This is a genomic window from Flintibacter porci (genome assembly GCF_041925195.1).
Classification (GTDB): Bacteria; Bacillota; Clostridia; order Oscillospirales; family Oscillospiraceae; genus Lawsonibacter; species Lawsonibacter porci.
Window position 1 is genome coordinate 129053 of record NZ_JBHEVB010000002.1, and the last position, 13231, is coordinate 142283.

General features: G+C 60.7%; 13 protein-coding genes and 1 riboswitch. Of the genes, 5 read left to right on the top strand and 8 right to left on the bottom strand.

Annotated features, from left to right (window positions below; translation table 11 throughout):
* Window positions 1-12: 12 nt before the first annotated feature.
* Both ACEVJL_RS02515 and ACEVJL_RS02520 read right to left on the bottom strand, forming a co-directional pair.
* Window positions 13-2340, bottom strand: coding sequence for a DNA internalization-related competence protein ComEC/Rec2 (locus ACEVJL_RS02515; protein ID WP_374736875.1), 2328 nt, complete (start codon window positions 2338-2340; stop codon window positions 13-15).
* Window positions 2341-2486: 146 nt separating this feature from the next.
* The gene (locus ACEVJL_RS02520; protein ID WP_110440391.1) at window positions 2487-3104 is read right to left on the bottom strand and encodes a folate family ECF transporter S component; all 618 of its coding nucleotides are present in this window, start codon (window positions 3102-3104) and stop codon (window positions 2487-2489) included.
* An 86-nt stretch (window positions 3105-3190) separates the two neighbouring features.
* A riboswitch (THF riboswitch) is annotated at window positions 3191-3311 on the bottom strand.
* 115 nt (window positions 3312-3426) lie between these two features.
* Here ACEVJL_RS02520 and rsmA point away from each other — a divergent pair.
* The 3 genes from rsmA (at window position 3427) to ACEVJL_RS02535 (ending at window position 6834) form a co-directional block, all read left to right on the top strand.
* Window positions 3427-4296 carry a 16S rRNA (adenine(1518)-N(6)/adenine(1519)-N(6))-dimethyltransferase RsmA gene (gene rsmA, locus ACEVJL_RS02525; RefSeq protein ID WP_374736766.1) on the top strand — a complete coding sequence of 290 codons (870 nt, stop codon included), beginning with the start codon at window positions 3427-3429 and terminating at the stop codon, window positions 4294-4296.
* Between the two features lie 188 nt (window positions 4297-4484).
* Window positions 4485-6092, top strand: coding sequence for a phosphoenolpyruvate carboxykinase (ATP) (gene pckA / locus ACEVJL_RS02530; RefSeq protein ID WP_008980976.1), 1608 nt, complete (start codon window positions 4485-4487; stop codon window positions 6090-6092).
* 70 nt (window positions 6093-6162) lie between these two features.
* A complete protein-coding gene (locus ACEVJL_RS02535; protein WP_008980977.1) occupies window positions 6163-6834 on the top strand; it encodes a YoaK family protein in 672 nt (223 codons plus the stop codon).
* A 46-nt stretch (window positions 6835-6880) separates the two neighbouring features.
* On the opposite strand, the gene dpaL is transcribed toward ACEVJL_RS02535, so the two are convergent.
* The 6 genes from dpaL to ACEVJL_RS02565 form a co-directional block, all read right to left on the bottom strand.
* Window positions 6881-8068, bottom strand: a complete 1188-nt coding sequence (gene dpaL, locus ACEVJL_RS02540) for a diaminopropionate ammonia-lyase (RefSeq protein WP_235397817.1) — start codon at window positions 8066-8068, stop codon at window positions 6881-6883.
* Window positions 8069-8215: 147 nt separating this feature from the next.
* Window positions 8216-8359, bottom strand: a complete 144-nt coding sequence (locus ACEVJL_RS02545; RefSeq protein ID WP_191905297.1) for a hypothetical protein — start codon at window positions 8357-8359, stop codon at window positions 8216-8218.
* A gap of 129 nt (window positions 8360-8488) precedes the next feature.
* Window positions 8489-9568 carry an S-layer homology domain-containing protein gene (locus tag ACEVJL_RS02550; RefSeq protein ID WP_374736767.1) on the bottom strand — a complete coding sequence of 360 codons (1080 nt, stop codon included), beginning with the start codon at window positions 9566-9568 and terminating at the stop codon, window positions 8489-8491.
* The gene (locus ACEVJL_RS02555; protein ID WP_008980982.1) at window positions 9565-10236 is read right to left on the bottom strand and encodes a redox-sensing transcriptional repressor Rex; all 672 of its coding nucleotides are present in this window, start codon (window positions 10234-10236) and stop codon (window positions 9565-9567) included. Before ACEVJL_RS02555 ends, ACEVJL_RS02550 begins: the two co-directional genes overlap by 4 nt.
* Window positions 10237-10339: 103 nt before the next feature.
* Entirely contained in the window at window positions 10340-11059 is a 720-nt protein-coding gene (sigE, locus tag ACEVJL_RS02560; RefSeq protein WP_235397912.1) for an RNA polymerase sporulation sigma factor SigE, read from the bottom strand.
* Between the two features lie 8 nt (window positions 11060-11067).
* Window positions 11068-11961: a sigma-E processing peptidase SpoIIGA gene (locus tag ACEVJL_RS02565; RefSeq protein ID WP_374736768.1), complete on the bottom strand. Its 894-nt coding sequence runs from the start codon at window positions 11959-11961 to the stop codon at window positions 11068-11070.
* A gap of 139 nt (window positions 11962-12100) precedes the next feature.
* Here ACEVJL_RS02565 and ACEVJL_RS02570 point away from each other — a divergent pair, with 139 nt between their 5' ends.
* Window positions 12101-12415 (top strand): PadR family transcriptional regulator, encoded by a 315-nt coding sequence (locus ACEVJL_RS02570; RefSeq protein ID WP_008980985.1) that lies wholly within the window; start codon window positions 12101-12103, stop codon window positions 12413-12415.
* Window positions 12416-12462: 47 nt separating this feature from the next.
* Window positions 12463-13209: a hypothetical protein gene (locus ACEVJL_RS02575; RefSeq protein ID WP_325208063.1), complete on the top strand. Its 747-nt coding sequence runs from the start codon at window positions 12463-12465 to the stop codon at window positions 13207-13209.
* Window positions 13210-13231 lie beyond the last annotated feature (22 nt).

Here is a 13231-nt window from a genome sequence, read left to right on the forward strand (position 1 = left end):
ACCCGCGCCTCCTTATTGTGAATCTGATCGTTCGGTCTCAACCGCCGCTCCAATGCGCAAGGTAATATTCCCCTGCAGGTCGGTGCGGTAGATGCGGCAGCCTGCCGCCGCCAGGCGTTCCAGCGTCTCCTGGGCGGGATGGCCGTAGGTATTGTGCTCTCCCACCGAGAGGAACGCGTAATCCGGGGCAGTGGCCGCCAGCAGCTGCTCCGAGGTGGAGGATTTGGAGCCGTGGTGGCCCGCCACCAGCACCTCCAGGTCGGGCAGGTCGGTGTGGGCCAGGAGCTGCTGCTCCACATCGGCGCCCATGTCCCCGGTGATGAGGGTATCAAAATCTCCTGTGGAAATGAGACAGGTCAGCCCTGCCTCGTTGGTCTCTCCCGCGCCCAGGGGCGCATAGAGCTGGATGGTTCGATCCTCGTCCAGGGTAAGGAGGGTGTCCTCTCCCACCTCCAGGACCTCCACATCCCACGCCTCCGCGGCCGACAAAATTTCATCCCGCAGGGGTTCCTCCTCCCCGGTGGCAGGCGGGATGGCAAGGGTATCTACTTGTACCCGTTTCAACAGTTCCGTCACCCCGTTGGCATGGTCCGCGTGGAAGTGGGTGAGCACCAACAGGTCCAGCCGCCCTACCCCGTAGTCTCCCAGGAAGTCGGCAGCAGTATCTCCGGCGTTGTCATAGCTGTCCCCGCCGCAGTCCACCAGGCACAAAAAGCCTCCGCTGCGCACCAGCACGCTCTGCCCCTGGCCTACGTTCAACACCGTAACCGCCCCGCTCCCCCACCAGAAGCTCCACGCGTTAAGGAGCATGGCCAGGCACAGGGTGGCCACACCGCAGCAGGTGGGGATGATCCACCGTTTCTTGCCCGGCAGGATGGGAATCAGGATCAAAATGAGGTACACCAGCACCAGCCAGGCGCGGTAATAGACACTGTTGGTGGTGACAGCAGAGAAGGTAAGATTGGACAGGCCGTCCACGACCCAGTTGAGGTAGCGCCCCAAGGGCGCAATGGGCAGGGCAAGCAGAGCGGCCAGTTCTGGAAGAAACACGCCCAGCGTGCCGATCAGCACCCCTGCTCCAAACAGGATACCCACCGCCCACAGAGTCAGCAGGTTGGACAGGGGTGCAATGAGGGACACGGATTGAAAATAAATGGCCGAGAGGGGCACCGTAAACACCGAAGCTCCCAATGTGGTACAGAAGGTAGATACCACAAACCGGGGTACCAGCTGGATCGCCCACCAGAAGGTCCACCGCTTTGCTGGCCGGAAGGGAATCCGAGCCAGAAGGGCCGCGTGAAGGGGCTGGCCACACAGGAAGATACCCGCCACCGCCGCAAAGGAGAGCTGAAGCCCGATGTGGGCCGCAGAGAAGGGATTATATAAAAGCAGCAGCAAAAGAGCGCTGCCCAGGGAGGTAAACTCGTCCCGCTCCCGATAGAACAGCGGACCGATATGCAGCAGCAGGATCATCACCGCTGCCCGCACCACGGAAGGGGTACACCCGGCGGTGAGGGTGAAAAGCAAGGTCACCGGAATGGTAACCAGAGAAGCCAGCCGCCGCCATTTTCCCAGCAGCATGGAAAGAAGTCCGGCCAGAAAGGCCAGGTGCATGCCGGACACCGCCACGGTGTGGCTCAGGCCTGTGCGCTGGAGGGATGTAGTGAAGGGGTCTGTGAGACTGTCCCGGTTGCCCGTTACCAAGGCCTGTACCAGCCCGGATACATCGCCGGGAAAGGTTTGGGCGATGCTCTCCTTCAGCGCCTGGGACCAGTAAGCGGGCTGATCCCGCAGCGGGATGCGGTCTGGTTGTTCCACCTCCAGGCGGCCGTAGGCCTGCCCGGTCAGAAAGATGCCCTTGGCCGTGTAGTAGGTGATCTCCTCCCCGGACGAAGCCCGGTCAGCCAGAGCGCAATGGACCACCGTCTCGATGCGGTCACCGGGCCGCAGGTCGGAGCCCTGTTCATCCACATAGAGGAGGATGGGCACGGTGACCCACCCTTCTGTATCCGCCCGGGCTAAAACCGAAACGCCGCCGTAGTCGGTCTCCTGGGGCCACTGTGAGATAGTGGCCGTAAGGCGCACCGTTTTCTCATCCAGAGCCTGAGCGGGAGCCCAGAACACCTGGCTATACCCGGCCGTCCACAGGCATCCCAAGGCCAGTCCGAAGGCGGCGTACCGCGCCTTCCGGCTTCGGGGCATTTGTCTCAGGCGGGGCAGAAACGTAACTGCAAAGGCCAACACAAAAGCGCACCCCAGAGGGAACCGAACTCCCTCCAAGGGCAAAACATTGGCACACAACACCGCTGCGGTAAAGGAAAAGGAGAGAATGGCCAGCATGCTCACCGCCCGTCCCTCCTTCTCTCATTCTGCCCTCCATTATAAAAGAATTTCCGGCTGGATACAAGAGAAGATGTCGAAGCGGGTCGAATTTGGTCCTGCCACAGCAAGCGGGGAGCCGAAATCGGCTCCCCGCGGAAGAAAAATTAAAATACCTTGATGGCTCCGTCCACCTGCTTGGGAATCAGGTCCATCCGCTGCAGAATGGGCAGCAGCGCCTGGAACAGCACATACAGCACCGCCGCCTTGGGAATGATGGTCACCAAATTTTTGATGAGGCTCGGTACAAACCAGGCCCAATATACACCCCCGCGCATCATCACGGTCCACACGCTGCCCATGGCGGCATTGACCAGCAGATTGACCAGCACGTTGGCAAGCACCAGCCGCCACACAGTGATCTTGGCCCGGTAGAAACACAGGGCATACACCAGCACACCTGCCATGGTGGACAGGGTGTAGCCGGGGAAAAAGTCCCCGGTGGGCTGGAGAATAAAGCCCAGGATATCCTCTACAAAGGCAAAGATCAATCCCAGCGTGGGACCGCACACCAGGGCGCACAGACCCCGGGCCAGAAAGCCCCAGGTGAGCTTGGTATGGGCAATGGGAATGCCGGGAATAAGGGACAGCGCCCGTGTCATGGCCACCATCAGAGCTGCGAACATCAACAGCTTCAGGGCCTTGGCGCAGGCGTTGGCCTCCCGCCAGTAGGCGGGAGTAAAGGGAGTGCGGTACAAATTCATGGGGATGCGGGTCTGGGACATAAAAAAACCTCCTGTCTGTTTTGGCAGCCCGGGTTCGGGAATGCCGCACAGAGGGAGGAATTCATATTTTTTCGCCCCGTCTTTGCGGCAGCGGGATGCGAAACACACACTGCCGCCCGCCCAAAGGCGGACTGTTCGTCCGGCGGACAACTCCCCGTCCCGCCGACACTAAGGCGCCAGATCCAGCACGTGTGCTTCTACTCTGCCGTGGCTAGTGTACTCCATCCACCGGGAAAAGGCAAGGGAAACTTTCCCTGCCCTTGACGGCCTGCCCCCTTTCTTAGTATGATAAAGAGGAAAATCTAGTCATTCGAGGTGTCTTATGGACCTTTGCAATATCAACGACATCAAAGCCCTGCTCTCCCGCCACGGCTTCCGGTTCTCCAAATCCATGGGCCAGAACTTTCTCATCGAGGACTGGGTCCCCCGTGACATCGCCGACGCCTCCGGCGCCGCTCCCGGCGTGGGCGTAGTGGAGGTTGGCCCCGGCATCGGCCCCCTCACCCGGGAGCTGTCCCTGCGGGCGGACAAGGTTGTCTCCATTGAGCTGGACCGCTCCCTGCTGCCCATTCTGGCCGAGACTCTCTCCGACCATCCCAACGCGGAGATCTTCCCCGGCGACGTGCTGAAAACTAACCTGCCCGCCCTGGTCTCTGAAAAGCTGGCCGGGCTCTCCCCCATCGCCTGCGCTAATCTGCCCTACAACATCACCACCCCCGCCATCACCGCCCTCATTGAGGCGGGCTGCTTTGGCTCCATCACGGTGATGATCCAGCGGGAGGTGGCCCGGCGGATCTGCGCCGCCCCCGGCACCGGCGACTACGGCGCCTTCTCGGTGTACTGCCAGTACCACACCAAGCCGGAGATTCTCTTTGACGTGCCCCCCTCCTGCTTTATCCCCGCGCCCAAGGTGAATTCCTCCGTGCTGCGCATGGTGCCCCAGACCCCGCCTGCGGAGGTGGACGACCCGAAGCATTTCTTCCAGGTGGTCCGGGCCGCCTTTGCCCAGCGGCGCAAAACCTTACTGAACAGTTTAAGTTCTGCCTTAGGCGGCACATATCAGAAGGAAGCAATTGCAAACGCCATTGCTCAGTGCGGCTTGCCTGAAAATATCCGGGGCGAGAGGCTGTCTATTTCCGACTTCGCCGCCCTTTCCAAGGCTCTGCGCCGGCAGGAGACGCGCTCCCTCTGATTTTGGCTGATTATCCAACCTTTGGATAGCAAAACAGCAATATCACCTATAACTAAATTGCAATCCTTTGGGGAATTGACTTTATTGCCAACTCCGTGTATTATTATTTGTGTTTTGGGACTTCTCCGCGCGGAGCAGAGGACGTTTCTGCCCAGGGGAAGATCATTATAGAAAAGAGGTCATGCGCTATGGCAACCATCGATCTGAGCAAATATGGGATCACCGGTACCACTGAGATCATCCACAACCCCTCCTACGAGACTCTGTTTGAGGAGGAGACCAAGCCCGGTCTGGAAGGATATGATAAGGGTCAGGTCACCGATCTGGGCGCCGTCAATGTTATGACCGGTATCTATACCGGCCGCTCCCCCAAGGATAAGTTCATTGTTATGGACGACACCTCCAAGGACACCGTGTGGTGGACCTCCGACGAGTTCAAGAACGACAACAAGCCCGCCTCTCAGCAGGCTTGGGACGAGTGCAAGAAGCTGGCTCAGGAGGAGCTGTCCAACAAGCGTCTGTTCGTGATGGACGTGTTCTGCGGCGCCAACCACGACTCCCGCATGGCCATCCGCTTCATCATGGAAGTGGCTTGGCAGGCTCACTTCGTAAAGAATATGTTCATCGAGCCCACCGCTGAGGAGCTGGAGAACTTCGAGCCTGACTTTATCTCCTACAACGCTGCCAAGGCCAAGGTCACCAACTACAAGGAGCTGGGCCTCAACTCCGAGACCGCTGCCATCTTCAACCTCACTTCCCGCGAGCAGGTCATCCTGAACACCTGGTACGGCGGCGAGATGAAGAAGGGCATGTTCTCCATGATGAACTACTACCTGCCCCTGAAGGGCATGGCCTCCATGCACTGCTCCGCCAACACCGATATGAACGGCGAGAACACCGCTCTGTTCTTCGGTCTGTCCGGCACCGGCAAGACCACCCTGTCCACCGATCCCAAGCGTCTGCTCATCGGCGATGACGAGCACGGCTGGGACGACAACGGCATCTTCAACTTCGAGGGCGGCTGCTACGCCAAGGTCATCAACCTGGACAAGGACGCTGAGCCCGACATCTACAACGCCATCAAGCGCAACGCTCTGCTGGAGAACGTCACCGTGGACGAGAACGGCCACTGCGACTTCGCTGACAGCTCCGTCACCGAGAACACCCGTGTCTCCTACCCCATCGACCACATCGAGAAGATCGTGCGTCCTGTGTCCGCCGGCCCCGACGCCAAGAACGTGATCTTCCTGTCTGCCGACGCCTTCGGCGTGCTGCCCCCCGTGTCCATCCTGACTCCGGAGCAGACTCAGTACTACTTCCTGTCCGGCTTCACCTCCAAGCTGGCCGGCACCGAGCGCGGCATCACCGAGCCCACCCCCACCTTCTCCGCCTGCTTCGGCCAGGCCTTCCTGGAGCTGCACCCCACCAAGTACGGTGAGGAGCTGGTGAAGAAGATGCAGAAGAGCGGCGCTAAGGCCTACCTGGTCAACACCGGCTGGAACGGCACTGGCAAGCGTATCTCCATCAAGGACACCCGCGGCATCATCGACGCCATCCTGGACGGTTCTATCCTGAAGGCGGAGACCAAGACCATCCCCTACTTCAACCTGGCCGTTCCCACCGAGCTGCCCGGCGTGGACACCAACATCCTGGATCCCCGCAACACCTACGCTGACCCCACCGAGTGGGACACCAAGGCCAAGGATCTGGCCGCCCGCTTCGTAAAGAACTTCGCCAAGTACACCACCAACGACGCCGGCAAGGCTCTGGTCGCCGCTGGCCCCAAGGCGGAGTAATCCCGTTTCCCATATATAGGTTATTCGGGGCGCCGCAGCTGCGGCGCCCCGAATTTTGTGAGGTAACCCCATGAAAAAGCGCTATCAAACTTCAGAGACTCTGCCGGTCGGCCTTCTGCTGGCCCTGGCAGGAGGTTTTCTGGACGCATACAGCTATTTAAACCGGGGACAGGTCTTCGCCACTGCGGAGACGGGCAACCTGGTGCTGCTGGGCATCAATTTCTCCATGGGCAATTGGTCCCAGGCTCTGCACTATCTGCTGCCCGTACTGGCCTATACCGCCGGTGTGCTGGTCACAGAGCTGCTGCGCCGTCGGCTGGGCGAGGAGGGCGGATGGCTGCACTGGCGGCAATACCTGCTGCTGATGGAGTGCGTAGTCATCGGAGCCGTGGCTTTTCTTCCCCACTCCCTGGATCCCCTGGCCAACATTATGATCTCCTTTGCCAGCGCGGTACAGGTAGACTCCTTCCGGAAATTCAACGGCTGCGGCTGTGCCACTACCATGTGTACCGGCAACCTGAGAAGCGGTACAGAACACCTGTTTTTCTGGCTGTCTCACCGGGAGCATGACGCCCTGGCTAAGATGGGTGTGTATTACGGACTCATCCTCACCTTTGTGGTGGGTGCGGTGGCCAGCGGTCTGCTCAGTCGTTGGCTGCACAGTCAGACCGCTCTGATTGCCATTCTTCCCCTGCTCATCGCCTTCATCCTCATGTTCCGGGAACGGGCTCAGGATAAATAAATGAAAAACCGGCGCGCGTCCCTGACTGGGACGCGCGTCGATGCTATTATTTTCTCTCTTGCAGGATCTTCTGATAGTTGGCCCGGTCCGTATCTCCCTCGGTGCTGATGCACAGTACCCGGGATCGCTCTCCCAGTCCCAGTGTCCAGCACAGGTCGTGAAGCTCCTCCTCATGGAGAATACCCGCCAGGGCTCCCACGCCCACTGCACCGGATTCCCCGGAAACGATCACCGGATCGCTCCCCCGGGGCTGCCCCAGCAGCCGCATGCCAAGGGCGGCATAGTCGTCAGAGCAGGACAAAAAGGCGTCGGCACAGGGTCCCAGGACGTCCCAGGCCAGGGTGCAGGGCTCCCCGCAGCACAACCCCGCCATCATGCTGTTCATATCCCCGGTCACCGGGTGGAGCTGCCCATCCGCTGCCTTGGCGGTGCGGTACAGACAGTCGGCCTGGTCGGGCTCCACGATGCAGGTGACGGGACAGTTCTTCCCCCACCGGTTTCGGACGCTGCCCAGCACCGCTCCGGCAAAGCTGCCCACGCCGGCCTGCAAAAACAGGTGGGTAGGAGGCTCCTCCCCCGCCTCAGCCAGCTGATCAAAGATCTCCCCGGCCAGGGTGGTATACCCCTCCATGATCCAGGCGGGGATCTGCTCATAGCCCGGCCAGGCGGTGTCCTGGATCAGCACCCAGCCGTTTTCTTCGCTCTTGCGGGTGGCCAGACGCACCGCGTCGTCGTAGTTGAGGTCGGTGATCTCTGCCTGGGCCCCCAGGGCCAGAATATTGTCCAGCCGTTCCTGGGCGCTCCCCTTGGGGAGATAGACCACCGCCCGGCAGCCCAGTTCCCGGGCCGCCCAGGCCACGCCCCTGCCGTGGTTTCCGTCCGTGGCAGTGACGAAGGTGACCTCTCCCAGTTTCTCCCGGGCTTTGGGCTCGGTGAGGGCGGGGAACGTGAGCTCGTCCCCCTCCAGTCCCAGCTTCTCTCCCATCCACCGGGCAATGGCCCAGCTGCCTCCCAGAGCCTTAAAAGCATTAAGTCCAAACCGCTTGGACTCGTCCTTCACCCACAGCTTGGCTACTCCCAGTTCCCGGGCCAGGGCAGGCAGAGAGACCAGCGGGGTGGGCTCATAGCCGGGGATGGTGCGGTGAAAGTTCATGGCCCGCTGCACCGATTGTGCGTCCGTATGAGACAGGGCGGCGGGCTTGGGCTGGGACTTATGATTGATATAATAGTTCATAGGCGCTCCTCCACCGCCCGGCCCGGAATCTCCGGCGGGCGTTTTTGATTTATTATATCATATCCCCGCCGTCTGTGTCAGCCGCTTCTTCTCCACAAAAGGCACTGGCCGCCCCAAAGGGCGGCCGGTGCGCATTGCTTATGTGTCTCAGCAGCAGCCGCAGCCACTGTTTCCGCCGCAGCTGTTGTTGTTATAGCTGCTCCCATTGCCGCAGCAGCAGCACAGGATGAGGATGAGTACGATGATCCACAGGCAGCCACCGCCGCCAAAGCCGTTATTGCAGCACCCCATAATGAGTACCTCCTGAAAATGAAGTTTTGAGGCGGCTGTGAGCCGCTCTCAGTCTCATACTATGTACCTCAGGCAAAAGGGTGCAGAAAAAATCCGCCCGGGAAAACCCGGGCGGATGACAGGTTGGATTTAACCGAGGAAACGGTTGCTGAAGTTCATCAGGATCCCGGCCACCTCGGCGCGGCTGGCCGTGTCGGCGGGACGGAGGGTATTCTCCGCCGAGGGGGTGATAAGGCCGTTGGCTACCGCCCAAGACACGGCCTCCTTGGCCCAGTCGGCCACCTGGTCATAGTCAGCGTACTGGGTAAGATCGGTCTGGCCGGTGAGTTCCATCCCCAGCTGGGAGGATGCAAAACCCCGCAGCATCACCAGCACCTGCTGGCGGGTAACGCTCTGCTCCGGAGCAAACAGCCCGTCGCCCATGCCGGCGGTCACGCCCTGAGAGGCGCCCCAGCGGACAAAGGGTTCATACCAGCTGCCCACAGGCACGTCATCAAAGGCGGCCGTGGCGCTGTTCATCTGATCCTGGGGGGAGCCCGCCAGGCGGTAGAGCACGGTGACCAGCATAGCCCGGTCCATGGTGACGCCCGGTCCAAAGGTGTCCTCACTCATGCCGGAGAACAGTCCGTTTTCATAGACAAATTTCACCGACGCCTGGTACCAGTCCCAGGAAGCCACGTCCACAAAGGGCAGATGACTGGCTGTGCTGTCGGTAAAGGTATAACTTCCCTGGAGTCCAAGATACATGATCCCCGAGGTCACCGTCACCTGGGCGGTGGTGTTCTCCCCCACCAGATAGCGGTGTCCCGCTGTCAGACGGGCGCCGGAGGCCACCTCATGGCCATCCGTGACGTCCACCACAGCGCCGTTGTGGCTCACCTGGGCGGAACCGGAGATGGAGAGGAATCCCGAGCCGGTGGGCAGCCCGATCACGTCTCCCTGGGTGAAGGTGCGGCTGCTCAGATTGTCGCTGTACAGGCCGCTGCCACCTTCGCCGCCCTGGAGCTTGGCCACCGCCTCGTCGTAGGCCTCCTGAAGGGGCTGGGTGGCAGTCTGCTCCAGCTGGGTCTGGGCGGAGGGAAGGAAGGTATTTTTTAAATAGCTGAGAGAGACCAGACTATCTCCCCCGCTCAGAGCCAGGGCGCCCCCGGCCAGCGCCGCGGTCAGGGCCAGAGCGCCCGCCACGGCAAGGATCTTTTTGTGCTTCATGTCTCGTCCTTTCCATCCTCCTGCTCCTGACCGTCCTCCCGCTGAGAGATCATATAACTCAGGGCAAGCAGGCTGTCGGAAAAATGTACGCTCTCCACCACCACGTCCTCGCCGGGGAAGGCGATCTCACAGTTGGTGAAGTTCCAGATGCCGTGGACTCCCGCCGCCACCAGCCGCTCCCCCATCACCTGGGCGGCGGACTTGGGCACCGTGAGCAGGCCCACGCTCACCGGATTCTTCTGTAAAAACTCCTCCAGGGTGTCGGCGTGGTAGACGGGCACCCCGGCGATCTGTGTGCCTACCGTCCGCTCCTGTACGTCGAAGGCGGCCAGCAGCTGAAAGCCGTTGTTGGAGAATTTAAAGTTTTCAATCAGGGCGCGGCCCAGGTTGCCCGCTCCCAATACCACAATGGTATGACCCCGGTTGATGCCCAGGATCTCCCCGATCTGTTCCTTCAGGCTGTCCACCTTATAGCCATAGCCCTGCTGACCAAAGCCGCCGAAACAGAACAGATCCTGGCGGATCTGGGAGGCGGTCAGCCCCATGGACTTTCCCAATGCGCTGGACGAGATCCGGATCACACCCTTGCGCTGCAGCTCGGAGAGCTGGCGGTAATACCGGGGCAGACGCCGGATCACCGCGGTGGAAACTCTGGTGTTGCGTTTCATAGTCCCGCTCCAATACTCGAAAATATCGTTTACAGTTTACCCCATCCCTCTTTTTCTGTCAAACCATTTTCCCCGTCCCACTCTGGAAATTCCTGCGCGCCCCTTACATCAGGCGCAGCATCTCCTTCTTCAGCCGCTGGATGATCCGCTTTTCCAGCCGGGAGATATAGGACTGAGAGATACCCATCCGGTCGGCCACCTCCTTCTGCGTCTGCTCCTCCCCTCCTCCTAGGCCAAAGCGCAGCGTGATGATGGTTCGCTCCCTCTCATCCAACTTCTCCAGGGCCTGACGGAGAAGCTGGCGGTCCACATCGGCCTCGATGGGCCGCATGACCAGGTCTCCGTCGGTGCCCAGGATATCGCTGAGCAGCAGCTCATTGCCGTCCCAGTCAGTGTTCAGCGGCTCGTCAAAGGAGAGCTCTGTCTTCTGGCTGGAGGTCTTGCGCAGATACATGAGAATCTCATTTTCGATGCACCGGGAGGCGTAGGTGGCCAGTTTGATACTCCGGGCGGGCTGGTAGGTGCCCACCGCCTTAATGAGGCCAATGGTCCCGATGGAGATGAGGTCCTCAATGTTGATGCCCGTATTTTCAAACCGCCGGGCGATGTAGACCACCAGGCGCAGGTTGTGCTCAATGAGAGTCTGCCGCGCCCGCTGGTCTCCCTGCTGCAGGCGCTCCATCAGCTTCCCCTCCTCCTCCCGGCTCAGCGGGGTGGGGAGCGTGTCGCTGCCCCCGATGTACATCACCTTTCCCGGCGACCAGAGCCCCAACCGCTCCAGCAGGGCCAGAACCCGCGCTTTCCATCCGTTTTTCATATCCATCCATCCTTTCAGCATTCCCCCAGCAGGGCACCATAGCCGCCTCCGTCGGACACAGGGGTGGGAGATAAGGCCACCACCATGGCCCCCCGGTCCTCTCCGTCCACCACGGCCCGGTCCACCCGCACCGCCAGCAGCAGCCCCCGGTCCACCCCCACGGCGCGGTAGGGCAGCAGGCGGAAGTGGCCTCCCGCTCCGGTCAACCGCTCCAGCGCTCCAGCCGGGTCCCGCAGCTCCTGGACACTGGGGCACTGCGAGGCAGCAAACAGGGGCAGCAGCCGCTCTCCCTCGGCCACCATCACCCCTTGGCCGGTCACCGGGTCCGTGAGGGTATTGCCTGTGTCGGTCAGAGCAGTGAGCTCTACCGTCCGATCCTCCAGCTCCAGGCGCACCGCCTTCAATTCTCCCGTAAAGCTAGTATGCCTTACAGCCTTTTGGAGCAGCAGCGACAGCACCGCGTAGCACCCTGCTGCCGACAGCAGCACGATCTTCAGATCCATCCCCGAGTAGATAACTCCCCGGTTCAGGCTCAGCCCCTGGCCGCCCAGCATGGAGATGGCCAGCACCCCTCCGGCAAAGGCGCAGGACAGGGCAAAAAAAATCAGCACCTGCCGCCCCAGCCGCCGGCTGCCCCAAAAGGCGGCCAGTACCATCAGCACCGCCGCCGCCAACCGGCAGGCCGGCCGCTCCAGGAACCCCAGCCCTGGCAGGAAGATGGCCACCGCATAGCCTCCCCCCAGAACTGCTCCCAAGGCAAAGCGCAGACGTTTCAAGGGTTCCCCTGCCAGCCGGGCAGCACACAGCAGCAGCAGGTAGTCCACCAGGACATTGAGCAGAAACAGGGTGTCTACATAAATAACGGTCATGACCTCTCCCTCCTCCCCCTGCTTGTCAACACCGTCCATTATAGTGTCTCTCCCCAACGAAAGCCGTCACAACCCGGTGTCGCCCAGAGGAGAATTTTCGCCGCCCGTTGACAATATCGAGGGGCGATATTATAATATCATTAGACGATATCGAAACGCGATATTAGGAGGTGACGCCATGGGAGGCAAGAGCCGCGGCCCGCTCACCGAGCCCATGTTTTACGTGCTTATGGCCTTTCTCCACGGGGAGATGTGCGGCATCGACGTGGCCGCCTTTGTGGAAAAAAAGACCCGGGGTCGAGTAAAGCTGGGACCGGGAACCTTGTACACCCTGCTGAATAAATTTCAGGATGAAGCGCTGATTGAAGAGATCGACGTGGAGGGCCGCAAACGCACCTATCGCCTCACCGCCAAGGGCCGGGAGGCCTATGAGGAGGAGCTGGAACGGCTGCGGGCATGCCTGAGGGATGCGGAGGAGGAAGAGGTCCTGTGATTGGAACTCCGGTCCAACGGCAGTGGAACCTGAAAGGAGGGTTACCCATGGCGCGTAAGACACATTTCCTTGGCCTCATCCAACTGATAAAGATGATTCCTGCCCTGTTGGATTGGCGGCGGGTACACCGCATGATCACCCATCTGGAGGCAGGCATTCCTCTGACCCCTATCCCCTCCGCCTCCCGCTGCCGCAGGGCAGTCAATGGGCTCGCTTTAGTTGCCACGCCCCTGATTTTGTGCGCTCTTCTGGCCTATTGGCTGCTTCCACACCCGCAAACCCGCTGGTCCCTGGGGACGGAAGGCCGTCCCGGAGACTTTGAGCCGGTCCTTCTTACCCAGTGGGAGGGAGAATCCTACCGCCCCGATCTTTTGGAAAGCGACGGTGTTACCATTCTCAATTCCTGCCAATGGGATATGACCCTCCTGTGCCCCACCCGATGGGAGGTACGACAGAGTGGCAGCATCGTCAAAGACCAGATCTCGGTGCATATGACGCTCCACTGGTACCGTCCCCTCTTCCCAGCCTTGGACCGGCCTCTGGCCAGGGACCTGATGAACTACCTGACCACCCACGAGGAAAACACCCGGCGGGTAGACGAGGCGTCTCTTGGTCCGTGGACGGTGACAGAGCATCCAGTAGAGGGGACGGACTATCTGGCCACTGCTTATAATCCCAACAGTGTCTATCAGTACGCTGTGGCTGCCGGAAACGGACGGACTGTGTCTCTGAGCTACCGGGGTCCTCAGGACCTAGAGGACCACCTGCCCGAGATCGCTGCTATGTTATCCTGACTGATCCTTTACAAATATAAAA